The sequence below is a fragment of the Cupriavidus sp. H18C2 genome, from assembly GCF_049393795.1.
Lineage (GTDB): Bacteria > Pseudomonadota > Gammaproteobacteria > Burkholderiales > Burkholderiaceae > Cupriavidus > Cupriavidus pauculus_C.
Genome location: NZ_CP186011.1, coordinates 869,001 through 893,881 on the forward strand (window position 1 = coordinate 869,001; position 24,881 = coordinate 893,881).

The window sequence follows — 24,881 nt, forward strand, 5'->3', positions numbered from 1 at the left end:
CCATCCTTTCAGGAGACATCCCATGTCGTTGTTCGATCTGTCGGGCAAGGTTGCCGTCATCACCGGATCCTCGCGCGGTATCGGCCGCGCCATCGCCGAGCAAATGGCCGTCCAGGGCGCCAAGGTCGTCATCTCGTCGCGCAAGATCGAGGCGTGCCAGGAAGTGGCCGATGCCATCAACGCGCAGCACGGCGCCGGCACCGCGCTGGCCGTGGCGGCCAATATCTCGTCGAAAGAGGCGCTCCAGCACCTGGTGGACGAGGCCAACCGCGCCTTCGGCAAGGTGGACGTGCTGGTCTGCAACGCCGCGTCCAACCCCTACTACGGGCCGATGAGCGGCGTGTCGGACGAGCAGTTCCGCAAGGTGCTGGACAACAACGTGATCTCGAACCACTGGCTGATCCAGATGGTGGCGCCGCAGATGATCGAGCGCAAGGAGGGTTCGATCATCATCGTGTCGTCGATCGGCGGCCTGCGCGGGTCGCCCACGATTGGCGTCTACAACGTCTCCAAGGCCGCCGATTTCCAGCTGGCGCGCAACCTGGCCGTGGAGTTCGGGCCGCACAACGTGCGCGTGAACTGCATCGCCCCTGGGCTGATCAAGACCGACTTTGCCAAGGCGCTGTGGGACGACCCGGTGCGCTACAAGCAGTCCACCGAGAACGCGCCGCTGCGCCGCATCGGCGAGCCGGTGGAGATTGCCGGCGCGGCGTGCTTCCTGGCGTCGGCGGCCAGCACGTTCATGACCGGCCAGGCCATGGTGGTGGACGGCGGCGTCACGATCTAGTCCAACCTGCGCGGGAGGCCCTGCATGTCCCAGCAACCGCAGCAACCGCAGCAACCCTCGCCGGCCGGCCCGCAGTGGCCGGCCATGTCCCTGGCCGACGCGCACGCCCGGCTGACCGCCCCCGGCGCGCCGTTCGAGACCGAGACGCGCGTGATCCGCGGCATTCCCACCACGGTCTGGAAGAACGCGCCGCCCACGCTGCGCGACCTGTTCCTGGTGGCCGCGGCGTGGGGCGAGCGCACCTTCGTCGTCTACGAGGACGAGCGCGTGAGCTACCGCGCGTTCGCGCTGGCCGCCACCGAACTGGCGCACCAGTTGGTGCGCGACGGCGTGCGCAAGGGCGACCGCGTGGCCGTGGCAATGCGCAACCTGCCCGAATGGCCCGTGGCGTTCTACGCGGGGCTGCTGGCCGGCGCCATCGTCACCCCGCTCAATGCGTGGTGGACCGGCCCGGAGCTGGAATACGGGCTGACCGATTCGGGCAGCCGCGTCGCCATCGTCGACCATGAGCGGCTGGACCGCATCCTGCCGCACCTGCGCGACTGCCCGGCGCTGGCGCGCGTGTACGTGTCGCGCGCACCGGACGGCGCCACGTTCGACGACCCGCGCATCGTGGCGCTGTCCAGCGTGATCGGCGCGTCGCCGGACTGGCCCGCGCTGCCGTCGCAATCGCTGCCGCAGGTGCCGCTGGACCCCGAGGACGACGCGACGATCTTCTACACGTCCGGCACCACGGGCAAGCCCAAGGGCGCCGTCGGCACCCATCGCAACGCCTGCACGGTGGCGGTCTGCGCCCAGTTCAGCCCGCTGCGCAACCTGCTGCGGCGCGGCGAGCCGGTGCCGGAGCCCAACCCCGACGCGCCGCAGAAGGCCGCGCTGCTGGCCGTGCCGTTCTTCCACGTCACCGGCTGCATGTCCGTGCTGAACGGCGCGCTGGCCAACGGCGGCAAGATCGTGCTGCAGTACCGCTGGGACACGCTGCGCGCCATGGCGCTGATCGAACGCGAACGCTGCACGTCGGCCGGCGGCGTGCCGACCATCGCGTGGCAGATCATCGAGCATCCACAGCGGGCCGAATTCGACCTGTCGTCGCTGGAAAACATGCATTACGGCGGCGCGCCCGCATCGCCGGAACTGGTCCGCCGCATCCACGAGACGTTCCCGCACGCGGCGCCCGGCATTGGCTGGGGCATGACCGAGACGTCGGCCACGTTCACAAGCCACAGCGCGGAGGAATACATCCACCGGCCCGACAGCAGCGGCCCGGCCCTGCCCATCGGCGAGATGAAGATCGACGATGGCTTTGGCAACGCGCTGCCGCCGGGCGAGATTGGCGAGCTGATGGTGCGCGGCGCCAACGTCGTGCACAGCTACTGGAACAAGCCGGAGGCCACGGCCAGGACGTTCGTCGACGGCTGGCTGCACACGGGCGACGTGGCGCGGCTGGACGCGGAAGGCTTTCTCTACATCGTCGACCGCATGAAGGACATGCTGATCCGCGGCGGCGAGAACATCTATTGCATCGAGGTGGAAAGCGCGCTGTACGCGCACCCGGCCGTCATGGACGCGGCCGTGGTCGGCATCGCGCACCGCACGCTGGGCGAGGAGCCCGGCGCGGTGGTCAGCCTGAAGCCCGGCGCCACGGCCACCGAGGCCGAGCTGCAGGACTTCGTGCGCCAGCAGCTTGCCGCGTTCAAGGTGCCCGTGCGGATCATCGTCATGCAGGACATGCTGCCGCGCAATCCGAACGGCAAGATCCTGAAGTCGAACCTGCGCAAGCTGTTCGAGGCGGCCTGAGGGGCCGGCAGACGCCGGCGCCTACTTGACCGGGATGGGCGTGGCGGCTGGCACCGGCACGGCGGTCACGGCGTTCTGGGGGCTGCCGCTGACGATCCGGTCCGAGTAGGTCAGGTAGACCAGCGTGTTGCGCTTGCGATCCACGGCACGCACCACGTGCAGCGTCTTGAAGAGCACCGACATGCGCTCGGAGAACACGTCCTCCTGCTGCTTCACCGGCCCCTTGAACGCGATCGGACCCACCTGGCGGCAGGCAATCGACGCCTCGGCCGGGTCCTCGGCCATGCCGAGCGAGCCCTTGATGCCGCCGGTGCGCGCCCGCGACACGTAGCACGTCACGCCGTCCACGGCCGGGTCGTCGTAGGCTTCGATGACGACCTTGTCGGACCCCGTGACGCGGAAATGGGTCGATACGCTGCCGATTTCCTCGGCTGCGGCGGCCGTGGCCAGCGCGGCCAGGCCCAGGGCCAGCGCGAATCGCGATGCAGTGGACGTCATTCGGCCGTCGCCCCCTTGATCTCGTCGTGGCGGCGCTCCATTTCCTGGCGCAGCGCGCGGCGCTGGCGGGCGGCCTCGAAGCGCTGGCGCTCCACCTCGTCGCGCGGCTGCAGCGGCGGCACCTCGGCCGGCGTGCCGTTGTCGTCCACCGCCACCATCGTGAAATAGCAGCTATTGGTATGGCGCACCACCTTGCTGCGGATGTTCTCGGTCACCACCTTGATGCCGATTTCCATCGAACTGCGGCCGGTGAAGTTCACGGCCGCCAGGAACGTCACGAGTTCGCCCACGTGGATGGGCTGGCGGAAGACCACCTGGTCCACCGACAGCGTGACGACATACCGGCCGGCATAGCGGCTGGCGCAGGCGTACGCCACCATGTCGAGGTACTTGAGGATGGTGCCGCCGTGGACATTGCCGGAGAAATTGGCCATGTCCGGCGTCATCAGCACGGTCATGGACAGCTGGTGGGACAGATCATTCATCGCAAAAAATCCAGAATCGAGCCTGAGGCGCGGGCAGTGTAACCCGGTGGGCCGGGCAATGGCATACCCGGGCGCGGCGATTTCGGCGGTGCGACGAGAAAGGCGGGGAAAATGGTGGCCAACAAATAGAAAAGCGGCCGCGCAGGCCGCTTTCTGTGCTTCTCAGGAACGAGATGCGCTTACTTCTTCTTGTTCACGGCGTCCTTGAAGCCTTGGCCGGCGGAGAACTTTACCGTCTTGGCGGCCGGGATCTTGATCGTTTCGCCGGTGCGCGGGTTGCGACCGGTACGGGCTGCGCGCTTGCCCGAGCTGAAGCTGCCAAAACCCACCAGCGTGACGGAGTCACCCTTGGCCACTGCCTTCTTGATACTGTCCAGCGCGGCGTTCAGCGCGCGCTCGGCGGCGGCATTGCTGAGTTCTGCTTCCGCGGCGATGGCCGATACCAGTTCACCTTTATTCATGGCTGATTTCCCTTGTTTGGTCGTCGTCACCGGACTTATGCCAGTCGGCAAAAGTCCGATCGGCGCAGTCTAATCTGCCCTTTACGGCTTGAGCAATCCCCAGTGGCACCGATGCAACGGAAACTGCCGCAAATCGTTCTGCGACAAGACTTAGCGGGCGTTTTACCCCTCTGTTTCACGAATCGGCACGTCACTTTTCCGGAACAGGACGTATCGGACGGCGCACTTTGCGGACCGGACAGAATATTGCGCCCAAAGCGACGGCTGCGGCAATTTTCCTGCATTATCCCGACACGAATCACGCCCACTTATTCATGCCCGATCCGGGTGCAAAACCCGTCGATGCACCAATTCGGAACCTGCGCTCCCTATCCAGTGCGTCGATATGGCGCATGCCGCCCCGTTAGCGTGCGCCAGCCCATTTTGGCTGGCTGGCAGCTAAACGCCGCGCCGGTGCGTCGCGCCCTGATTTGGCGCGGGATTCCCCGTTCTGCGCCCTGAACTGGAACGTTAATTGCTTACTCGTGCTCCCATTTTGAGCATGGGGTAACGATGGACAACCTGAAGACAGGCACGGATGCCTTGTTCATCCTGCTGGGCGCGATCATGGTGCTGGCGATGCATGCAGGCTTCGCTTTCCTGGAACTGGGCACCGTCCGCAAGAAAAACCAGGTCAATGCGCTGGTGAAAATCCTCGTGGATTTCGCCGTTTCCACGCTGGCCTATTTTTTCATCGGTTATACGATCGCCTACGGGGTCCAGTTTTTCTCCGGCGCCGAGACGCTGGCCGAAAAGAATGGCCACGAACTCGTGAAATTCTTCTTTCTCGCCACCTTTGCCGCGGCCATCCCGGCGATTATCTCGGGCGGTATTGCCGAGCGGTCGCGTTTCAATCCGCAACTGATTGCCACGTTCGTGCTGGTGGGTTTCGTCTACCCGTTCTTCGAGGGCATCGTCTGGAACAACCGGCTGGGCGTGCAGGACTGGCTCACCGCCGTGGCCGGCGCGCCGTTCCACGACTTTGCCGGCTCGGTGGTCGTGCACGCCGTGGGCGGCTGGATTGCGCTGCCCGCCGTGCTGCTGCTGGGCGCCCGGCGTGGCCGCTATCAGAAGGACGGCCGCATCAGCGCCCATCCGCCGTCGAACATTCCGTTCCTGGCGCTGGGCGCCTGGGTGCTGGCGGTGGGCTGGTTCGGCTTCAACGTGATGAGCGCCCAGACCATCGACAAGATCAGCGGCCTCGTGGCGATCAACTCCCTGATGGCGATGGTCGGCGGCACGCTGGCCGCGTGGGCGGCCGGGCGCAACGATCCGGGCTTCTCGTACAACGGCCCGCTGGCCGGCCTGGTGGCGGTCTGCGCCGGCTCGGACATCATGCATCCGCTCGGCGCGCTGGTGACCGGCGCGGTGGCGGGCCTGCTGTTCGTCCATCTGTTTACGCTGGCACAGAACAAGTGGCACATCGACGACGTGCTGGGCGTCTGGCCGCTGCACGGCCTGTGCGGCGCCTGGGGTGGCATTGCCGCGGGCATCTTCGGCACGCGGATGCTGGGCGGCATGGGCGGCGTATCGCTGGGGGCGCAGGTGGCCGGCACGCTGCTGGGCATCGTGGTGGCGCTGATCGGCGGCACCGTGGTCTACGGCGCGCTCAAGAAGCTGGTGGGCATCCGGCTGGATGCTGAAGAAGAGTTCAACGGCGCCGATCTGACGCTGCATCGTATTTCCGCCACGCCGGAACGCGAGACGAACTGGTAATCGACACATTCCCGTCATTTACCCGCAAGAAAGGCCGGAAAATCTCCGGCCTTTTTTACTTGGCGCCCAAAAAAGATTGTCTTGAACTTTCGAAGTGGCGCGCCCAATAATGCCCTTGGCTTTTTGCCGTTCGCCGACACCGGCAGGTGGTGCTGACTTGACCGACAGCGCGCGCCATATTGCTGTCCCTGGTTTTTCCTGCCCCGATCACCAAGGAGTGTGTCCATGGATACCACCTCGCTCGAAAGCATCCGCGACGTCATTTACGGCTACGCCACCATTTTCGGCGTGAAGGTCCTGGCCGCGTTGGCCTTCTGGGTGGTCGGCCGATGGCTGATCCACTTCGTGGTGCGCATGGTGCAGGGGTCACTGGCCAAGCAGAGCGTGGACCCGACGCTGCTGCGCTACGTCGGCTCGATTGTCACCGTCACGCTGAACGTGGTGCTGGTCATCGGCATCCTCGGCTATTTCGGCATCCAGACCACCACGTTCGCCGCGCTGATTGCCGCGGCCGGCGTCGCCATCGGCATGGCGTGGTCCGGGCTGATGGCCAACTTTGCGGCCGGAGCCTTCCTGGTGGTGCTGCGGCCGTTCAAGGTGGGCGATTTCGTGACCGTGGGCGGCGTGACCGGCACCGTGCGCGAGATCGGCCTGTTTGCCACCACGCTCGACACGCCGGACAACGTGCTGACCGTCATCGGCAACAACAAGATCTTTGGCGACACCATCCAGAACTTCACCGCGAACCCGTTCCGGCGCGTGGAGCTGAAGGCCCAGCTGGCCGGCACCACCGATGCGGCCGCCGCCGTGGCGCTGCTCAAGGAAAAGGTGGCCGCGATCCCGAACGTGCTGGCCGACCCGCCCGTCGACGTCGAGATCCTGGAATTCACGCTGGTGGGCCCGGTGCTGGCCGTCCGCCCGTACTGCCACAACGACCACTACTGGCAGGTCTACTTCGACACCAACCGCACGATCCGCGACAGCTTCGGCGCCGCCGGTTTTGCCGCGCCCATGCCGGCGCAGATGGTGGTCATGCAGAACGCGCCGGCCATGCCGCTGGCCCAGCCGGCCAACCAGGCCGCGTGACGCGGGCCGTCAGCCCGGCTGGCGCATGCCCGCGTGGCCGTACAGCCGCAGCAGCACGGCGCCGCTGCCGCAGATCGCCATCACCACGGCCAGCGGCAGCGCCGTGCCGTCGTGCCAGACGCTGACGGCGGCGCCGGCCAGCGTGCCAAAGCCGAACTGGAGCGTGCCCATCAGCGCAGACGCCGTGCCGGCGCGATGGCTCTGATGCGCCAGCGCCAGCGCCGACGCGTTGGGCGTGATGCAGCCCAGCCCGGCCAGGAACACGAAAAAGCAGCACAGCAGCACCGGTAGCGTGGCCACGCCCAGCAGCGTGGCCGCCGCCAGCGTCAGCCCGGCCACGCAGGGCGCCAGCAGCGCCACGCGCAGCACGTCGTCCAGCGCCCGGGCGCGCACCAGCCGCGCGTTGACCTGCGACATCGCGATCAGGCCAAAGGCGTTGGCACCGAACACAAAGCCGTAGTGGGAGGGATCGATGCCATGCAGTTCGATCAGCACGAACGGCGAGCCCGCGATGTAGGCGAACATGCCGCCCTGCACGCAACCCGCTGCCAGCGAATAGCCCAGGAACTCGCGGTCGCGCAGCAGTTCCCAGTAGCCGCGCAGCACGGTACCCGGATGGAGCGTGCGGCGGCGCTGCGGGTCCAGCGATTCCTCCATGCGCGCGTGGATCAGCCACAGCAGCAACACGGCCGCGCCGCAGTGGATCCAGAAGATCGCGCGCCAGCCCGTGGCGGCCAGCACCGCGCCGCCGATCAGCGGCGCCAGGATCGGCGCCAGCCCCATCACCAGCATCAGCGAAGAGAACGCCCGCGCGGACTCGCGCGCCTCCAGCCGGTCGCGGATCACCGCGCGCGACACCACCAGCCCGGTGCACCCGCCCAGCGCCTGCAGGAAGCGCCAGAACATCAGCGACTCCACCGTCGACGCCAGCGCGCAGCCCGCGGCCGCCACGCCATAGATCGTCAGGCCCGCATAGAGCGGCGCCTTGCGGCCGTACCGGTCGCTCACCGGGCCGTAGAACGCCTGCCCGATCGCCAGGCCCACCAGGAACGTGCCCAGCGTGAGCTGCACGCGCCCGATATCGGTATGGAGATCGGCCGCCAGCGCCGGAAAGCTGGGCAGGTACATGTCGATGGACAGCGGGGCGATGGCGGTCAGCGATGCGCAGATCAGCAGCCACAGCGGAAAGCGCGCATTGGCTTGCGCGCTGGCGGAGGACGTCATGAAGGGGTTCCGGTTGGCCAAGGCGCAATTGTTGCATAGCGCGCAAGCGCGTGGCGGCGCGCGCGTCAAGTCGCCGGAAGTAGCGTGGAAAATCCGCCGCAGACCGGCGCCGGGTGCGGCATTGCGGGTGGCGCGGCTTTCACGTGCACCAAGGTGGAGGGTACAATGCCTGCCTGTCGGGACAGATGTATTGCCGACCACGCAGTCAGACGCATCGCGGGAGACGGATCACGGGACCCGTCCCCGGCAACGTTATCCTGCATGACCATACGACAAACGCCGTTTATTGTTTCGCTGAGCCTGGCTGCACTGGCAGCCTTGCCGCCGCTGCCCGCAGGAGCCGCGCCCGGCAGGCCGTCCGCCATGGCTTCGGCACCGTCCTCCGCGCCCGTGGCGGTCGACGAAGCCGATGCCCTGTCACGCATGCTCAAGGGCGCCGCCACCGGCCAGAACACCGGCGGGGCCGGCGTGCCCGAACTGCTGCGCAGCACCAACCGTCCGGACAGCGTACTGGCGCGCGCCTGCCGCCAGTTGAACGACGCCCTGCCCATCGAGATCGACGGCGAGACGCGCCTGCGCCGCTGCCAGTCCATCCCCGGCAAGCATGTCCTCTTCCAGCTCGAACTGACGAACTACCGCGGCCCGATGCTCGACCTCGCCAGCTTCGAGGTGAACTACGCCGCGCCGCTCCAGCGCAACATCTGCGCCAACCGCGACGTGGAAATCCTGACCAAGATCGGCGTCAGCATGATGTTCCGCTACATGACCCGCAACGACCGCGGCGAACGCCGCGTGGGCGACGTGTACATCAACGCCCCGATCTGCGTCTCGGCCCTGCGGTAGCGTTTAAAACGGGGCGATGACCGCCACGTGCGCCCTAGAACGAAGACAAAAAAACGGCAGGCCCAAGGCCTGCCGTTTCTCATCCCGCCAACCGCTTCAAGCCGTCCGTGGCCGCAGCGGCAACACGTTGGGCGCGCGGCGCATCAGCACACGGGTTTCCTTCCAGGCCGCGTCCGCCAGCGGCGAGCCCCAGACCAGCTCGTGCAGCTTGGACAGCGCCAGCGGGTCGCCCAGCAGGATGTGCTTCTGCGCCGGCGACAGCGAGCCCGGGCCGTGGGTCAGCGCGTGCTGCACCAGCGAGGCGTGCTGCAGCCGCGCCGGCTCGGGCATGACCGTGCGGGCCGTGCCGGTGGCGCACATCAGCGCGTTGGTCACCGGGTCCACCACCGCGTCGACAAAGCGTGGCGTCTCCGGTGCGCTTTCCACGTGCTGCTGGGTCTCGACGATCTCGCGCGGCACCATGGTTTCCTCGGGGATCATGAACAGGCCGGCGCGCCGCGCGGCGCGGCCCAGCGACACGCGCGACAGCATCACCGACAGCGGGATCGACAACGCCAGCGAGCCGACGATCGGCAGCAGCCACCAGATGAAGCCCGGGCTCAGCCAATACACGCCCGCGCCCCACACCAGCCCCAGCACCGTGTGCCAGCCGTGGCGGGCAAACGCCTCGCCCCAGGTGGTCTCGGCGTCCTCGCGCGGCGGCGATTTCCACGAGATGCCCCAGCCGCTGTAGGCCGCCAGCACGAACTTGGTATGGAACAGCATGCGCGTGGGCGCCAGCAGCGCCGACAGCGTCATCTCGATCAGCATGCTGAGGAACAGCCGCACCACGCCGCCATACTGCCTGGCGTCCTTGAGCAGCAGGATCACGCTGGCCAGCTTGGGCAGGAACAGCAGCGTGGCCGTGGCCGAGAACAGCGCCAGCGCCTTCTCCGGATGCCATTCGGGCCAGGTCGGGAACAACTGGTACGGCTTGGTGAAGTACTCGGGCGGCACCAGCGCGTGCTTGGCCAGCGCGGCCGTGGACAGCAGCAGGAACAGGAACCAGAGCGGCGCCGACACGTAGGCCATGATGCCGGTCAGGAACACCGCGCGATGCACCGCGTGGAAGCCCTGCTTCATCCACAGCCGGAAGTTCATCAGGTTGCCCTGGCACCAGCGGCGGTCGCGCTTCACCTCGTCCAGCAGGTTCGGCGGCAGTTCCTCGAACGAGCCCGGCAGGTCATAGGCAATCCACACGCCCCATCCCGCCCGGCGCATCATCGCGGCCTCGACAAAATCGTGCGACAGGATTTCGCCCGACAGCGGCCCCTTGCCCGGCAGCGGCGCCAGCCCGCAATGCTCCATGAACGGCTTGATGCGGATGATGGCGTTGTGGCCCCAGTAGTGCGACTCGCCAAGCTGCCAGTAGTGCAGCCCTGCCGTGAACAGCGGCCCGTACACGCGCGTGGAAAACTGCTGCACGCGGGCGTAGAGCGTGTCGCGCCCCACGGCCAGCGGCGCGGTCTGGATGATGCCGGCGCCCGGGTTGGCTTCCATCAGCCGCGTCAGCGTGGCCAGGCAGTCGCCGCTCATCACGCTGTCGGCGTCCAGCACGATCATGTAGCGGTACTTGCTGCCCCAGCGGCGGCAGAAGTCGGCCACGTTGCCGGTCTTGCGCTTCACGCGGTGGCGGCGCCAGCGGTAGAAGATGCGGCCGAAGCCCCCCACGGCCCGGCACAGTTCGATCCAGGCGTCGTGCTCGGCCGTGCGCAGGTCGGGGTTGCCGCTGTCCGACAGCACGAAGAAGTCGAAATGCTGCAGTTCGCCCGCGCGCTCCAGCGATTCGTACGTGGCGCGCAGCCCGGCGAAGACGCGCGTCACGTCCTCATTGCAGATCGGCATGATGATCGCGGTGCGCGCCGACGGATCGATCGGCGCGTCGCTGGCCGCGCTGCTCGAGATCAGGTGCTTGTCGCCGCCCTTGAACAGGACCAGGAAGCCCATCATGGCCGTCCAGAAGCCGGCCGACACCCACGAGAACAGGATCGCGAACAGCGACAGGATGGCCACTTCCAGCGGATCGGCGCCATGGTACGGCAGCACCTTGGCCATGAAATAGGTGGCCATGATGGTCTGCACGACCACCAGGAACAGCAGGAACCAGCGGCGGTGCGAGCCGGCCGGGTGCCACTTGCCCTCGGCGTCGGGGCCGTCGTGCACGGTGTCCCACGTCTCGGGCACGGGCGGGCGGCCCAGCATGCGGCGCCAGGCGTTGCGGATGCCGCCCCAGATGATGTGCGGCGGCCACTGGCGCGGCACCATCGACGCACGCTCGGGTTCCGGCCCCGTATGCACGCGCACCGTGCCGTCCTCGTGCCGCTTCAGCAACGGCTCGCCGTCCACCTGCGGATTGCCATAGGCCATCGCGAAGCGACGACCCACCGATGCGTAGGTTGCCCCGCCCGGGGCGTTGACGGCATTCAAATCGGTGGCTTCCTTGTCCTTCGGGTCGCGGCCAGCCAGGCGCGCCTGCAATTCGATCATGGCCGATGGCACCTCGATACCGTCGGCGGGCACGCTGGACATCAGCGGCTTCGGCGTATCGGCCAGCAGTTCGCTACGCAGTTCGGGCGAAGCCGGCAGGCGATCGACATAGCGCTGGCATGCTGCCGCCGCCTGGGCCGGGCGCTGCTTCAGCCTGGGGGTAAGATGTAGCTCCATGTCTCGGATAGGGTTGTATTGCCGTTGCGAAGATAGCCGCGCAACTCAACCGGCTTGTTCTCGTCCTTGCGCCGCATGAACATCGTCATGCGCCAGCCACCGGTGGCCTCGTTGCGCTGGACCGTCGTCTTGAGCAGCTCGCCGTTGGCGTCTGCCGATACCACCGGGTCCAGGCGCGCCTCCTCGGGCAGCTTCTTGAACACCGGCCCTTCGAAATCCACTACCAGCGAGAAGCTGGTGTCGTCGGGCTTGCGCGTCAGGCCCTGGCCGCGGCGCGTCTGCGTGATCCACGACAGCGGCGGCAGGTTCTCGCCGTCCTTCTGCCATTTCAGCCGGTACTCGTAGTCGAACGCCTGCCTGGGCTTGGGCGGGCTGTCCGGCACCCAGTACGCCACCACGTTGTCGTTGGTCTCGTCCGGCGTGGGAATCTGCACCAGTTCCACGCGGCCCGAGCCCCAGTTGCCCTTGGGCTCCACCCAGCCGCTCGGCCGGCGCTCGTACCAGCTACCGATTTCCTGGTAGTTGTCGAAGCTGCGGTCGCGCTGCATCAGGCCAAAGCCCTGCGGGTTGGTTGCCGCGAACGACGTGACCAGCAGCCGCTTGGGATTGACCAGCGGGCGCCAGATCCATTCGCCGGTGCCAAGCTGGACCGACAGGCCGTCGGAATCGTGAATCTCGGGGCGGAAGTCCGGGCTGCCCGACGGCTGGTTCTCGCCGAACAGGTACATGCTGGTCAGCGGCGCCAGGCCCAGCTTGGTCACGTGCTCGCGCAGGAACAGACGCGACTTCACTTCCATCACCGTCTCGTTGCCGGGCTTGATGACGAAGCGGTAGGCGCCGCTCATGCGGCGCGAATCCATCAGCGCGTAGATCGTCAGCTGCTTGTCGTTGGCGGCCGGGCGCTCGATCCAGAATTCGGTGAAGCGCGGGAATTCCTCGCCCGAGTTCAACGCCGTGTCCACGGCCAGGCCGCGCGCGGACAGGCCGTACCACTGGTCCTTGCCCACCGCGCGGAAGTAGCTGGCGCCCAGGAACGACGCCAGTTCGTCCTTGCGCTTGCCCTGATTCAGCGGGTACATCAGCCGGAAGCCGGCAAATCCCAGCCCCTTGAGCTTGGCCGGATCCACGCGGTGCGAGCCGTAGTTGAACGCGGCGGGATCGAAGCGGAACTCGCGCACGCTGTTGTTGACCACCTCGTTGATCTTCACCGGCTGGTCGAACACCATGCCCTCGTGGAAGAACGAGATCTCGAACGGCAGCCGCGCGCCGCGCCAGGCAAAGCGCTCGGGCTTGTATTCGATCTCGCGGTAGCGTTCGTACGTCAGTTCCTTCAGCTCGCGCGGCAGTTCCTGCGCCTTGGGCGGCTTGTACGGCGACGCCGACAGTTGCCGCGCGCGGGCGGCCACGGTCTCGAAATCGAACGCGTGGGCCGTCAGCGCCAGCACGGCCAGCATGCCGCCGCCGATCCATCGTCCCAGCCCGGACATCCTGCCGGATAAGCGACGCGGGGGCGCGGCGGTCGGGCATGGGAGCGGGCGGAACGACGTCGGATGTGCGGTCATGAAGGCCGTGAGAAGGGTTATTGGGGATGCAGGCGGCCGGACGAGGCAGCCGCCGCGGGATTCGTCAGGAAACTTCAACGGGTGAATACAGCAAAAGACGGACCAGCGCGCGGTGCATCAGACGCGGCGACCGGGTAGCGACCCCGGCGCTTCGGCGCGTCGGCGCCGGACGTTAGTCAGGATTGTTGCAATGCGATGCGAAACCTTAACAATTCGAGACTTAAAAGTCACGTTTCGGCGCCGCAACGTTTGCAACAAAATGTCTCGCCAGTGGGCTGAAAGCCGCTCCCCGTGTGCCCTGTACGGCTGAAGACAAGAATAGATCATGCCGGCGGACCAGCGAGACGATGGTGAACGTCGAGGGCCAGCCCGGTTGGAACGCGCGCCGGGCCGCCCCGTCCGCAGATGCACTCCGATGCACCGGAACGCACACCGCGCGCTTACAATCGCTCCCGTGTTCGACATTTCCCACCCGAGAGGATCTGACATGCGCACTTCGCGACAAACCCGCATGGCGGTAGCGGCCGGCCTTGGCTGCGCACTGCTGATGGGCACGATGCAGCCCGCGTTCGCCTATTTCGAGACGTACCTGTCCGGCAGCATCGTCGGCACGCTGACCAAGAAGGAAGCGGCGTCGCTGCAGAAATCGGTGCGCACGGCGCTGAACGATACGGAAGACAACAAGACCGTGACCTGGCACTACCCGGCCGAGAACCGGCGCCAGGCCGTCGACGGCACGATCGAGCCGGTCGCCACGAAGACCGACGCAGGCCGCACCTGCCGCCGTCTCAAGTCGGAACTGAAGCGCGGCAGCGCCACCGAGGCGTGGTCGGGCTGGTTCTGCAAGCAGCCGAACGGCACCTGGAAGGCCGCCCACGTGGCCGAGTAAGGCCGGGCGATGCGCCGCTGGCCGCCGGTCAGCGGCCTGCCGCGCTCAGTGGCACAGGCGGGACACGAGATCGCCCGCCAGCGTGCCCGACGCCGCCGGTTGCGGCATCCCGGCCTGCGGGCCGCGGATCGTATAGAGCGACTCGCCGCGCGCGTAGCGCTTGGCATAGAGCGTCTGCTCGACCACCGCGTACATCGACGTTGCGCAGTTCAGCACCATCCGCTTCAGCGACGAGCGGATCATCTCCCCGCTGGTCGTCTTGATCACGCCCGGCGGCGCGTTGTGGACCAGTGCCACGCCCACCTCGCTGCCGCGCCGGCGAATCGACGACTGGTCCAGATAGGAAATCACCCCGTTCGGCCCCATTAGCGGCAACCAGCGCTGCGGGTCCGGCGCGCCGGGATCGGGCGATGCCACGAGCGTGCAACCTTCGCGCGGCGTCGCGCGGAACACGGTGCCGCCATTTGGCCCCTGGCACTGGTACAGCGCGCTGGCTGCGGCCGGACGGACGCTGGCGTTATTGAAGGGCGGCGCACCGTTGGATTCGGCGTGCGCCGCGAGACTGAGACACGCGCCGGCGAACAGGGCCGTGCGTGCGAGCATGCGGAAAAACATCGGGAGAACCCTCGTAAGGACGGGAAGAGCCCGCGCATTCTCGCACAGCCCGCAGCCATCGCGACAGCCCGGCACACGTGAAAAAGCGCGCCCGGGCCGTACCGCATGGCCTCAAGGCGCGCTTAATCACGCAGACGTTGCGCAGGATCAGCCCTGCGACTCGCGCCACGCGACGAGGTCGGCAATCGTCAGCACCGGCAACTGGTACATCTCAGCGAAGGCCAGCGCCTCGGGCCGGCGCGCCATCGTGCCATCGGGATTCATCAGCTCGCACAGCACCGCCGCCGGCGACAATCCGGCCATGCGCGCCAGCTCCACCGAGCCCTCGGTATGCCCGCGGCGAGCCAGCACACCCCCATCGACGGCCACCAGCGGGAACACGTGCCCCGGGCTGACCACGGCGTCGGTGCCGGCATCGTCGGCGATGGCGGCGCGGATCGTCGTGATGCGGTCGGCGGCGCTGACGCCGGTGGTCACGCCCTCGCGCGCCTCGATCGACACCGTAAACGCGGTGCCGTACTGGCTGCGGTTGTGCTCGACCATCGGGCGCAGGCCCAGTTGGCGCACCTTGTCGGCGGTCAGGCACAGGCAGACGATGCCGCTGCATTCGCGGATCATCATCGCCATGTTGGCCTGCGTGAGCCGCTCGGCGGCCAGGATCAGGTCGGCCTCGTTCTCGCGGTCGTCGTCGTCCAGCAGCACGACGGGGCGCCCGTCGCGCATGGCGTCCAGCGCCTGGGCGATGCGCACGGCAAGCGGACGCGGGTCGGCATCGGCCACGGCAAGCTCGCCTGCGGCCGGTTCGGGGGTATGGCTAGGGTTGAGGGTCAGCATGAGTGAAACGCTCCGAATCAAGTTTCCATGGGCGTTTCAGGGGAACGATTGGCGGCCCCGCGCCATGCTGGCGCCCGCGCGAACGGCCAGCGCCGCCTCGCGCGTGGGCCTGCCACGCGGTTGCCGCCCATCTTCTTTCATCCGGACTATGACCGTCGGCCCTGGCTTCTCACCAGGTCTGCTGACCCCGCACGATGTGCGGGCGCTCGCGGGCTCGCGGCACCCTGTTCTGCACAGTGGCCGCATACCGCCGGTGGGGACTTTCACCCCGCCCTGAAGACGTAACGATGCCGCCGCGGCATTGGGGGCCGCGACGGCCGGGCGATGGTAGCACGACTGTGCTTTTCTGGCGGAACTACGACGCCGAAGGGGTTTCCGCGTCGGCCGGACCGGCTGCCAGCGCCTCGAACAACTGCCGGGTCGCATCGTCGGCCGGATAGAAACACTCGATCCGCAGCTCCTGGAGCGTGATGTCCTGCGGGTTGCCGAGCGTGGTCAACGTGGAGAACAGCGAGGCCCGGAAATCGCCCGAGCGCACCACCACGGGCAGCACCGGCGGCAGCGGACCTTCGGCCGGATCGTCGTCGCCGATCACCAGGCCGCCGGCGTCGACCATGTCCGGATGCCAGGCGGCGATGCGGCCCAGGATATCCCGCGCGGTCTGGTCGTGCGCCTGCACCTGCAGTTCCTGCCAGACGCGCCGCAGCAGGTAATGGCCCACCTGCCGGGCGTTCTCGATCATCGGCCAGAGCCCGTCCGGGTCGAACACGGCCAGCATCAGATTGAGCCGCGCGCCCTCCTCGCCCCCCGCCGCCGGCTCGGGGCTGCCGAGCAGTTGGGCCAGCATGCGCCGGTAGGCTTCGTTCGCGTCGACGAGGTGCCAGAAGCGGTCCAGCACCACGGCCGGATACGGTTCCTGCTTGGCCAGGATCAGCGAGATGGCCTGCCGCACCATCTGCATCGCGGGCGCCGCCAGCGTGTTTTCGCTGTAAGCGGGCGCATAGCCGCTGGCCAGCAGCAGCCGGTTGCGCTGCCGCAGCGGCACGCCCAGCCGCTCGGCCAGCGCCAGCACCATCTCGCGGCTCGGCCGCGCCCGCCCCGATTCCAGGAAGCTGATATGGCGCTGGGAGACCCCCGCCGCCAGCGACAGCGCCAGCTGGCTATAGCCACGCCTGGCGCGCCAGTAGCGCAGGAGTCCGGGAAAGTCGATGGCGGCTTCGGAGCCGGGCGTCAGGGTGTCCATGCGGTGCATTACAGCACAGCGGCCGCGCCGCCACGACTACCTCACAGGTAATGACCGCCATTCCCGACCATCGCTGCGCCATGGCGCCAGTTTCAGAATCGTCGCATTTCCGACTCAGTCCGCCACGCCTAAGCTGGGGTCATTCCCAACCCATCAGCGAGCCAGTGCCAGCCATGACCGAAAACCTGCCCGATCCATCCAGCCACGTTCCACAAGAGACGGCGCCGCGCGCCATGGCCGACCCGCCCCCGCCCCCCGGCGACGTCCTGCTGTACGAGTTCATGGTGCCCGCCGCCCTGTCCACCAGCGCGCTGGCGCTGGCCCTGCGTGTACCGGTGACACGCATCGAAGGCATCCTGTGGCAAAAGCGCGCGATGTCGCCCGAGACCGCAATCCGGCTGGCGCGCTATTTTGGCACGTCGGCCGAGTACTGGATGGAGCTGGAAGCCGCCTATGCGCTGCACGCCGCCCGGGACGCGGCCGGGCCGGCCATCGCGCGGGACGTGCAGCCCCGGCCCGGGCAAAACGCAGACGCCGGCACGGATCGTGCACCCCGCAACAGGTGATGCCAACGTCACCACATGGCAGGCGGCGTCACATGCGGATGGTATGCTCTGATTTTTCAATTCCCGCGCGCACAGGGCGCGCACCCTGATGGAAATAGCCATACTGCTGGCGCTGATCCTGTTGAACGGCCTGTTCGCCATGTCCGAAATCGCGCTGGTCACGGCCCGCAAGGCCCGGCTCCAGCGCCAGATCGAGGCGGGCGACCGCGGCGCCATGGAAGCGGTAAAACTCGGGGAAGACCCGACGCGCTTCCTGTCCACGGTACAGATCGGCATCACGTCGATCGGCGTGCTGAACGGTGTGGTCGGCGAATCGACGCTGGCGTCACCGCTGGCCGTCTGGCTCCAGGGCTTTGGCATTTCGGCGACGACGGCCGGCTACATGGCCACCGCCATCGTCGTGGCCGGCCTGACCTATTTCTCGATCGTGCTCGGCGAGCTGGTGCCCAAGCGGCTGGGGCAACTGGCGCCGGAAACCATCGCCCGCCTGGTGGCGCGCCCGATCTCCATCCTGGCCACCGCGTCCAAGCCCTTCGTCAAGCTGCTGTCCGGTTCCACGCAACTGGTGCTGCGCCTGCTGGGCGTGAAGTCCGACCGCGGCCCCGCCGTGACCGAGGAAGAAATCCACGCGCTGCTGGTGGAAGGCTCCGAGGCCGGCGTGATCGAGCGCCACGAGCACACCATGGTCCGCAACGTGTTCCGGCTGGACGACCGCCAGCTTGCCTCGCTGATGGTGCCGCGCGGCGACGTGGCCTACCTGGACGTCGAACTGACCGAGGAAGAGAACCTGCGCCGCATCGAGGAATCCGATCACTCGCGGTTCCCGGTCGTGCGCGGCGGCATGCACGACATCCTGGGCGTGGTCAGCGCCCGCCAGTTGCTGGCGCGCCGGCTGCGTGGCGAGAAGGCCGACCTGACGGCCGTGCTGCAGGCGGCCGTGTTCGTGCCGGAAAGCGTGACCGGCATGGAACTGCTGGAGAACTTCCGGGCCTCGGGCGGCCAGATCGCCTTTGTCATCGACGAATACGGCGAAGTGCTGGGCCTGGTGACGCTGCAGGACCTGATCGAGGCCATCACGGGCGAGTTCAAGACCGAGACGGCTGGCGAGGAGTGGGCCGTCCAGCGCGACGACGGCTCGTGGCTGCTCGACGGCCTGATCCCGATCCCCGAACTGAAGGACCGCACCGGCCTGCGCGCCGTGCCCGAGGAAGACAAGGAGCGCTACCACACGCTGTCCGGCATGCTGCTGCTGTTGCTGGGCCGGCTGCCGCAGACGGCCGACACCGTGCAGTGGGCCGACTGGAAGTTCGAGATCATCGACATGGACGGCAAGCGGATCGACAAGGTGCTGGCGTCGCGCGTGCCGCCGGATGACGGCCCGGAGGCCGAGACCACGGGCTGACCCCCCGGCACGCTGGCCGGGCAACCGGCTGGACCCGGCAGGACCCCAGGAACGGGCGCCCCAGGCGCCCGTTTTCTATTGGCCGGGCGGACGGCAAAACCTGGCGCGTTTATCGCTGATTCGGTGCCAAGGTCAAGACGTTGGCGGGCCGACCTGCACCACCGTTGTTTGCCATCAAAAAGCGAGCGACGAGGACGCCACGCAGGCATAGTCGTTTGACGAATTCTGCGCAGGCTGCCGTATGATCTGACCTATACGCACCAAGGCTACGTAGTACTACGTAGCAGCGTCGCAACAGCCGAATCGCGCCAGCAGAGCGCGTCGGCATACGTATGAACGGGAATGCAGTCCGGGTATCGCGGGCGGCCATTGCACATGAATTTGCTGCCAGCACGGGTAATTGATGGATCCTGACACCAACGGCACGCCACCTCCGGGCGTCGGTGGCAGTGGGTCGCCTGCCGACGCGCCTTCCGCCGCGCTCCAGCCGGTGGCGTTTCTGGCCGCCCTGGAAGAACACCGCGCGCACTTCAGCCCGGCCCACCTGCTGGCCGTGCTCGTCATCCGGCTCGACCGCTTCTCGCACGCCTGCGACACCATCGGCCCGGCCCGCGCGCAACTGTTGCGCGCCGAGGTCAAGCGGCGCGCCACCTCGGTGGCGTCGATGCCGGTGGCCGTGCAATGGCTGGGGCCGGCCGATCTGGGCGTGGCCTGCGTGCTGTCAGAAGGGTCCGACGACGCCCGCACGCTCAGCGAGGCCATTTCCCAGGCGCTTGCCCGGCCGTTCCTCGTCGACAAGTTCGAACTGTTCCTGTCCAGCAGCATCGGCAGCGCCGTCGACCAGCCCGACACCGGGACGGAGCGGCTGCTGCAACAGGCGTTCGACGCGATGCTGCAGGTCAACCGGCGCGGCGGCGCCGGCATCGGCTCGGCCAGCCGGCCCCCGGCGCCGCGCATGGCAACGCTGCTGGCCGCCCTGCCCAGCGCCATCGACCGTGGCGAACTAAGCCTGCAACTTCAGCCGCGCGCCTGCCTGGGCACCGGCACGATCACGGCCTATACGGTCCGGCTGCGCTGGCAGCATCCGGTGCTGGGCCGCGTGGCGCCGCAAGACTTCCTGCCCGCCGCCGAAGCGCTCGGGATGATGAACGCCATCGGTGGCTGGACGCTCCAGCACGTGCTGCCGCTGCTGCGCGACGCCAGCGCGCTGGGGCCGCTGCAATTCACGCTGCTGGCCACCAGTTCGCAGATGCAGGCCGACGACACGATTGCCATGCTGCGCCGCGCCATCGCGTCGCTGGACGTGGCGCCCGGCCAGCTTTGCGTGGAAGTGCCGGTCGACATCGTGCCCGACAGCGCGGAGGCCACCGACAAGGCCGCGCGCCTGCGCGACGGCGGCGTGGGCATCGCGCTGGCCGACTTTACCGATTCGCCCGCCAGCCACGCCGCGCTGGCCCGCGTCCAGCCGGACATGGTCACGCTGGACGCCCGTCACCTCGGCCACGCCGCCCAGCCGGCCGGCATGGCCGCCAATCTGCAGCGCGCGTGCGAATACGCCAAGGCCCGCGGCGTAGCCGTCTGCGCCAAGGGCGTGGAGACCGCCGCGCAACTCGACGTGGTGCGCGCCTGGGGCTGCGACACCGTGCAGGGTTTCCTGCTGGCCCAGCCCTTCCCTGCAGCCTGGCTCCAGCAGACCCACCCGGCCATCGCGGCACGGGCGCGCCAGTTGCTCAAACGGTGACGCGGCCGGGGTTCAACACCGGCCATCGGACGCCGTCTGTCAGACACTTTCCTAATTACAAATTGGCACACATCCTGCATCAACGGCCGTCAGGGCGACGATAAAATGTGCCCACTTCCTACTATCCCTGAAAGGAGCCGCTGATGAAAAAAGGATGGATCTGGTGTGTACTGGTTGCCTCGCTGCTGGCTGGCTGCAACACGATGTCCGGTCTCGGACAGGACGTCCAGAAGGGCGGACAGAAGCTGGAGAACTCCGCCGAGAAGTCGAAGTAAGGCGGAAGCAGGAAGAACGATTTGCGTCGCCCGGGGGCATTCCAGCCCCGGCGGCAACAGGAAAGGGCGCCTCGCGGCGCCCTTTTTTCATCTGGCGGGCTTTCCATCCGGCGTGTCATTCGGACCGCCGTTGTAAGTCTTACCGCCCTACCCCGTTCCGCTTGTCAGGACTTGCCAAGTTGCGCGGCCTGCTGGGCCAGCGTACGGATGCGCGCCCAGTCCTTGGCGGCCACGGCGTCCTTGCGCACCACCCACGAGCCGCCGACACAGACCACATTGGGCAGCGCCAGGTAGGTGGCCGCCTTGGCCAGGTCGATGCCGCCGGTGGGGCAGAACTTCAGTTGCGACAAAGGACCGTGCAGCGACTTCAGCATCGGCACGCCGCCGGCCGCCTCGGCCGGGAAGAACTTCAGGAACGAGAACCCGCATTCCAGCGCGAACATCGCCTCGCTGGCCGTGGCCACGCCCGGCAGCAGCGCGATGCCGGCGCCCTGGGCGCCATCGGCCAGCGTCTGCGTCAGGCCCGGCGACACGGCGAACTGCGCGCCGGCGTCGCGCACGGCGTGAAGCTGGTCCACGCTCAGCACCGTGCCGGCGCCGACCACCGCCTGCGGCAGCGCCTTGGCCACGGCTTCCATGGCCTGCAGCGCCACCGGCGTGCGCAGCGTGATTTCCAGCATCGGCAGGCCGCCTTCGACCAGCGCCTCGCTGATATGCAGCGCATCGTCGACCGAGTGGTATTCGAGCACCGGAATCACCGGCACGTGGGTCAGGCGTTCGATCAGCGGGGAAGGTTGGATTTGCATGACAGTATTCGGTAGGTTCATGGTGCTGTGTGACGGCCGGTATCAGGCGATGACCGACACGCCGCGCTCCAGCCGGGCCAGCACGGCCTCGGCCGAGGGAATCGGCGCCACGGCGCCGTAGCCCGTGGTGGACAGCGCCGCCGCCACGTTGGCATAGCGGGCCGCCTCGAACGGGTCGTCGCCGGCCGCCAGCCGGGCGATGAAGCTGCCGCCAAAGCAGTCGCCCGCGCCCGTGGCATCGAGCGGCCGCACCGGGTACGGCGCCACCAGCGAGCGCGCCTCGGGCGTGGCCACGTAGCTGCCCTCCTCGCCCAGCTTCAGCGCGACGATCTTCACGCCGCAGGCCAGCAGGTGGTCGACGATGGCGTCGCGGTCGTCCAGGCCGGTCAGCACGGTGATGTCGTCCCAGCTCGGCAGGCAGACGTCGGTCAGCGAGAACGCCTCGCGCATGATGCCGCGCGCCCGCGCCAGCGACCACAGCCGCAGCCGCAGGTTGGTGTCCAGCGACACCTGCACGCCCGCCTTGCGCGCGTGTTCCATCGCCGCCAGCCCGGCGTCGCAGGCCGATGTGCTGATGGCCAGGCTGATGCCCGACAGGTGCAGGTAGCGCGCCTGCGCGATGGCCGCCAGCGGCAGTTGCTCGTGGTGGTAGCGGCTGGCCGCCGAGCCCGCGCGCAGGTAGTCGAAGCGGTGGCCGTGGCTGTCGTGGGACACGAAGTAGACGCCGGTGGGCGCCGCCGCGTTCACGCTGACGTGGCGCGTATCCACGCGCTCCTGCGTCCAGAGCGCCAGCAGGCGCTCGCCAAAGCTGTCGGCCCCAACCGCGCCGATGTAGCCGGCGCTCGCGCCCTGGCGGGCCGCCGCGATCGCAAAGTTGGACGTGTCGCCGCCAAAACCCTGCAGGTAGCGGCTGGGGTCGTCGGGTTGCTGGTTGAACTCCACCAGCGGCTCGCCGTAGGCAAGGATGTCGATACTCATGAAGGCGTGCCTCTCTGTGGGTCAGAAGAAGGTCTGCACGATGTCGATGACGCGCAACTGGCTGTCCAGCACGGGGATGTGGCGCCACTTGTCGAACGTCAGGCAGGGATGCGAGATATCGAAGGCAATCATATCGCCGACACGAATATCATCGCCAGCGCCGATTTCCAGGTACGCGTGCTGGTCCATCATGCCGGTCACCTGCCAGGCCGTCGGCACCGGCACCGGGGCGGCCGTACCGGGGCGATAGATCTGCGCCGGCAGCGGCATGCCCGCGTCGAACGCGGCGTCGCGCTTGCCCATGCCGATGATGGCGCGCCGCGGCTCCGGGATCGACTGCACGTAGGCCCAGAGCTGCAGCGCCGGCAACAGCCCCTCGCGCATCTTCTGTGCCACCGGGTTGCTGGCCAGGATGCGCTCCTGGGCGGCGCGGTAGATGCCCACGTCGTGGGTCAGGTAGCAGCCGGGGCGCAGCACGATGTCGATGGGCGCGCCGATGTCGGTCCGCGCGAACTCCTCGGCCACCACGTCGTACCAAGCCGACCCCGCGCCGGACATCACCACGGGGCTGCGCCCGAAGCGGCCGGCCGCTGCCAGTTCACGCGTGACGGCCACGGTGCGCTGCAGGAAGCGACGGATATCGGCCTCCTGCTGCAGCACGCCCTCGTAGACCTCCACACCGGCCAGCGACAGCGCGTCGGGCCAGCGCGACAGCGCCGCCAGCACCTCGGCCTGCTGCGCCGCGTCGCGCACGCCGGTGCGGCCGCCTTCCACGCCCAGTTCCAGCAGCACTTGCAGAGACTGACCGCGCGCCTGGAAGAAGGCGCCCAGCTGGTCGACCAGCGCGGCCGAATCGACCAGCGTGAAGAACTCGAAGCCGGGGTCACGCAGCAGATCGGCCACGATTTCCATGTTGCGGCGGCCCACCAACTGGTTGGCCATCAGCACCCGCTTGACGCCGTGCGCGGCGGCGGCGGCCGTCTGCTGGGCCGTTGCCAGCGTGATGCCCCACGCGCCCTCCGCCAGCTGGCGGGCGAACAACTTGGGCGCCATCGTCGTCTTGCCATGCGGCGCAAGCTGCACGTCATAGGCGCCCATGAACTTCCGCATCCACTGAAGGTTGTGAACGAGCTTGTCTTCGTAGAGCACGGCGGCCGGCAGGCTCAATTCTTCCTGCAGCAGTTGCCAGCCGGTCTGGCCGGCCTCGGCGGGGGTCAGCGGCGCGTCCAGACGGCCCAGAGCCTTGTTCAGCGGATCGATCATTCCGGTCTGGTACTTTGTTTCACGCATGGCTGACATCACCCTGTAAAAATTCGATTGACGTAATCATAGCCTTGAAACTACGATATTTCATCCTTGTTAGAAAGTAACATGCCGTGCCGGACGGAGTGCCGTTCCGGCCCGCCAGCCTGCCCACGCCCGCCATGACCGCGCCCTTCGACATCCTGACCCGCATCGCCGAGCGCGGCCCGTCGCTGCGCCTGGCCGAGCAGAAGGTGGCGCAGGTGATTCTTGAGGATCTGGCCGGCGCGGCGGCCGCCAGCATCAACGAACTGGCGCGCAAGGCGGCCGTGAGCGAAGCCAGCGTCACCCGCTTTGCCAAGGCCATCGGCTGCCGCGACGTGCGCGACCTGAAGCTGCGCCTGGCCCAGGCCACGGCGGTCGGCACCCGCTTTCTCCAGCCCGTGCCAGCCCCGGCCGATGCCGACTCGCCCGCGGCGCTGGCCGAACGCATCCATACCGACGTACTGACCACGCTGGAAGTCAACCGCAAGCTGATCGACCCCGAGCGCATCGCCCAGGCGGCCCGGCTGTTGGTCGACGCACGCATGGTCTACGCTTTTGGCATGGGCGGCGGCTCGACGTTCATGGCGGACGAGGCGCGCTACCGGCTGGCGCGGCTTGGCGCGCCCGTGGCGACCTATCACGACGCGGTGCTGCAGAAGATGGTGGCGGCCACGCTGTCGCGCGACGACGTGGTGCTGGCGTTTTCCACCAGCGGCAACGTGCCCGAGATGCTGGCGAGCTGCGACATCGCACGCGAGTACGGCGCCCGGCTGATCGCCGTGACCGCGCTGGGGTCGCCGCTGGCCGCCCGCGCCGACGTGCTGCTGCCCGTGCGCACGCTGGAAACCGATTTCATCTTCAAGCCGTCGGCGTCGCGCTACGCGATGCTGCTGGTGGTGGACGTGCTCGCCACGCAGTGCGCCATGCTCCAGCAGGACCAGAGCAAGGAAAAGCTGCGCCGCCTGAAATACGTGCTCGACGCCCATCGCGGCGTCAGCCAGGACAGCGACGGCCCGGACAGCCGCCAGCCGCTGGGAGACTGAC

Annotated in this window: 24 protein-coding genes and 1 riboswitch; of the genes, 11 read left to right on the plus strand and 13 right to left on the minus strand. The window is 67.9% G+C overall.

The window, feature by feature from the left end; genetic code table 11:
* Positions 1–22: 22 nt before the first annotated feature.
* Positions 23–787: an SDR family oxidoreductase gene (locus tag EPAKOI_RS20460; RefSeq protein ID WP_423194478.1), complete on the plus strand. Its 765-nt coding sequence runs from the start codon at positions 23–25 to the stop codon at positions 785–787.
* Positions 788–811: 24 nt separating this feature from the next.
* On the plus strand, positions 812–2,584 hold the full coding sequence (locus EPAKOI_RS20465; protein ID WP_423194479.1) for a class I adenylate-forming enzyme family protein: 1,773 nt from the start codon (positions 812–814) through the stop codon (positions 2,582–2,584).
* Between the two features lie 21 nt (positions 2,585–2,605).
* Here EPAKOI_RS20465 and EPAKOI_RS20470 read toward each other — a convergent pair whose 3' ends face one another.
* From EPAKOI_RS20470 to EPAKOI_RS20480, 3 genes are all read right to left on the minus strand, one after another.
* Positions 2,606–3,082 carry a CreA family protein gene (locus EPAKOI_RS20470; RefSeq protein ID WP_313836087.1) on the minus strand — a complete coding sequence of 159 codons (477 nt, stop codon included), beginning with the start codon at positions 3,080–3,082 and terminating at the stop codon, positions 2,606–2,608.
* The gene (locus tag EPAKOI_RS20475; protein ID WP_124686467.1) at positions 3,079–3,567 is read right to left on the minus strand and encodes an acyl-CoA thioesterase; all 489 of its coding nucleotides are present in this window, start codon (positions 3,565–3,567) and stop codon (positions 3,079–3,081) included. Before EPAKOI_RS20475 ends, EPAKOI_RS20470 begins: the two co-directional genes overlap by 4 nt.
* Before the next feature lie 179 nt (positions 3,568–3,746).
* On the minus strand, positions 3,747–4,028 hold the full coding sequence (locus tag EPAKOI_RS20480) for an HU family DNA-binding protein (RefSeq protein WP_008651272.1): 282 nt from the start codon (positions 4,026–4,028) through the stop codon (positions 3,747–3,749).
* Positions 4,029–4,580: 552 nt separating this feature from the next.
* Between EPAKOI_RS20480 and EPAKOI_RS20485 the strand changes: the two genes are divergently transcribed.
* Positions 4,581–5,783 carry an ammonium transporter gene (locus EPAKOI_RS20485; protein ID WP_423194480.1) on the plus strand — a complete coding sequence of 401 codons (1,203 nt, stop codon included), beginning with the start codon at positions 4,581–4,583 and terminating at the stop codon, positions 5,781–5,783.
* A gap of 14 nt (positions 5,784–5,797) precedes the next feature.
* Here EPAKOI_RS20485 and EPAKOI_RS20490 read toward each other — a convergent pair whose 3' ends face one another.
* A complete protein-coding gene (locus EPAKOI_RS20490; protein WP_124686465.1) occupies positions 5,798–6,010 on the minus strand; it encodes a hypothetical protein in 213 nt (70 codons plus the stop codon).
* Here EPAKOI_RS20490 and EPAKOI_RS20495 point away from each other — a divergent pair.
* Entirely contained in the window at positions 6,009–6,869 is an 861-nt protein-coding gene (locus EPAKOI_RS20495; protein WP_423194481.1) for a mechanosensitive ion channel family protein, read from the plus strand. The two genes, EPAKOI_RS20490 and EPAKOI_RS20495, sit on opposite strands and share 2 nt — an antisense overlap.
* A gap of 9 nt (positions 6,870–6,878) precedes the next feature.
* On the opposite strand, the gene EPAKOI_RS20500 is transcribed toward EPAKOI_RS20495, so the two are convergent.
* Entirely contained in the window at positions 6,879–8,093 is a 1,215-nt protein-coding gene (locus EPAKOI_RS20500) for a Bcr/CflA family multidrug efflux MFS transporter (protein ID WP_313836079.1), read from the minus strand.
* 261 nt (positions 8,094–8,354) lie between these two features.
* Between EPAKOI_RS20500 and EPAKOI_RS20505 the strand changes: the two genes are divergently transcribed.
* Positions 8,355–8,936 carry a hypothetical protein gene (locus EPAKOI_RS20505; protein WP_124686462.1) on the plus strand — a complete coding sequence of 194 codons (582 nt, stop codon included), beginning with the start codon at positions 8,355–8,357 and terminating at the stop codon, positions 8,934–8,936.
* Between the two features lie 96 nt (positions 8,937–9,032).
* Here the strand turns inward: EPAKOI_RS20505 and mdoH are convergent, their stop codons facing one another.
* Complete coding sequence (gene mdoH / locus EPAKOI_RS20510; protein ID WP_423194482.1) at positions 9,033–11,639, minus strand: glucans biosynthesis glucosyltransferase MdoH; 2,607 nt, start codon at positions 11,637–11,639, stop codon at positions 9,033–9,035.
* Positions 11,612–13,126 carry a glucan biosynthesis protein G gene (locus EPAKOI_RS20515; protein WP_124686460.1) on the minus strand — a complete coding sequence of 505 codons (1,515 nt, stop codon included), beginning with the start codon at positions 13,124–13,126 and terminating at the stop codon, positions 11,612–11,614. Before EPAKOI_RS20515 ends, mdoH begins: the two co-directional genes overlap by 28 nt.
* Before the next feature lie 562 nt (positions 13,127–13,688).
* Here EPAKOI_RS20515 and EPAKOI_RS20520 point away from each other — a divergent pair.
* The gene (locus EPAKOI_RS20520) at positions 13,689–14,090 is read left to right on the plus strand and encodes an RT0821/Lpp0805 family surface protein (RefSeq protein ID WP_124686459.1); all 402 of its coding nucleotides are present in this window, start codon (positions 13,689–13,691) and stop codon (positions 14,088–14,090) included.
* Between the two features lie 45 nt (positions 14,091–14,135).
* On the opposite strand, the gene EPAKOI_RS20525 is transcribed toward EPAKOI_RS20520, so the two are convergent.
* The 3 genes from EPAKOI_RS20525 to EPAKOI_RS20535 form a co-directional block, all read right to left on the minus strand.
* Entirely contained in the window at positions 14,136–14,705 is a 570-nt protein-coding gene (locus EPAKOI_RS20525) for a surface-adhesin E family protein (RefSeq protein ID WP_313836070.1), read from the minus strand.
* Positions 14,706–14,852: 147 nt separating this feature from the next.
* Positions 14,853–15,539 (minus strand): 3,4-dihydroxy-2-butanone-4-phosphate synthase, encoded by a 687-nt coding sequence (ribB, locus tag EPAKOI_RS20530; protein WP_124686457.1) that lies wholly within the window; start codon positions 15,537–15,539, stop codon positions 14,853–14,855.
* Positions 15,540–15,664: 125 nt separating this feature from the next.
* A riboswitch (FMN riboswitch) is annotated at positions 15,665–15,824 on the minus strand.
* Between the two features lie 70 nt (positions 15,825–15,894).
* On the minus strand, positions 15,895–16,782 hold the full coding sequence (locus EPAKOI_RS20535; RefSeq protein ID WP_423194483.1) for a helix-turn-helix domain-containing protein: 888 nt from the start codon (positions 16,780–16,782) through the stop codon (positions 15,895–15,897).
* 173 nt (positions 16,783–16,955) lie between these two features.
* On the opposite strand from EPAKOI_RS20535, the gene EPAKOI_RS20540 reads away from it, so the two are divergent.
* The 4 genes from EPAKOI_RS20540 to EPAKOI_RS20555 all read left to right on the plus strand — a co-directional run bounded on the left by EPAKOI_RS20540 (position 16,956) and on the right by EPAKOI_RS20555 (position 20,766).
* Complete coding sequence (locus EPAKOI_RS20540) at positions 16,956–17,348, plus strand: HigA family addiction module antitoxin (RefSeq protein WP_423194484.1); 393 nt, start codon at positions 16,956–16,958, stop codon at positions 17,346–17,348.
* 88 nt (positions 17,349–17,436) lie between these two features.
* A complete protein-coding gene (locus EPAKOI_RS20545) occupies positions 17,437–18,750 on the plus strand; it encodes a hemolysin family protein (RefSeq protein WP_124686455.1) in 1,314 nt (437 codons plus the stop codon).
* A 403-nt stretch (positions 18,751–19,153) separates the two neighbouring features.
* Complete coding sequence (locus EPAKOI_RS20550; protein WP_423194485.1) at positions 19,154–20,491, plus strand: EAL domain-containing protein; 1,338 nt, start codon at positions 19,154–19,156, stop codon at positions 20,489–20,491.
* 143 nt (positions 20,492–20,634) lie between these two features.
* Positions 20,635–20,766 carry an entericidin A/B family lipoprotein gene (locus EPAKOI_RS20555; protein ID WP_215531086.1) on the plus strand — a complete coding sequence of 44 codons (132 nt, stop codon included), beginning with the start codon at positions 20,635–20,637 and terminating at the stop codon, positions 20,764–20,766.
* A gap of 164 nt (positions 20,767–20,930) precedes the next feature.
* Here the strand turns inward: EPAKOI_RS20555 and EPAKOI_RS20560 are convergent, their stop codons facing one another.
* From EPAKOI_RS20560 to EPAKOI_RS20570, 3 genes are read right to left on the minus strand one after another with little or no spacing between them, the layout of a single operon-like run.
* Positions 20,931–21,572, minus strand: a complete 642-nt coding sequence (locus EPAKOI_RS20560; RefSeq protein WP_423194486.1) for a bifunctional 4-hydroxy-2-oxoglutarate aldolase/2-dehydro-3-deoxy-phosphogluconate aldolase — start codon at positions 21,570–21,572, stop codon at positions 20,931–20,933.
* 42 nt (positions 21,573–21,614) lie between these two features.
* A complete protein-coding gene (locus EPAKOI_RS20565; protein WP_313836063.1) occupies positions 21,615–22,550 on the minus strand; it encodes a sugar kinase in 936 nt (311 codons plus the stop codon).
* A 21-nt stretch (positions 22,551–22,571) separates the two neighbouring features.
* Positions 22,572–23,840 (minus strand): amino acid deaminase, encoded by a 1,269-nt coding sequence (locus EPAKOI_RS20570; RefSeq protein ID WP_423194487.1) that lies wholly within the window; start codon positions 23,838–23,840, stop codon positions 22,572–22,574.
* A gap of 134 nt (positions 23,841–23,974) precedes the next feature.
* Between EPAKOI_RS20570 and EPAKOI_RS20575 the strand changes: the two genes are divergently transcribed.
* On the plus strand, positions 23,975–24,880 hold the full coding sequence (locus EPAKOI_RS20575; RefSeq protein ID WP_313836383.1) for a MurR/RpiR family transcriptional regulator: 906 nt from the start codon (positions 23,975–23,977) through the stop codon (positions 24,878–24,880).
* The last annotated feature ends 1 nt before the right edge of the window (position 24,881 follow it).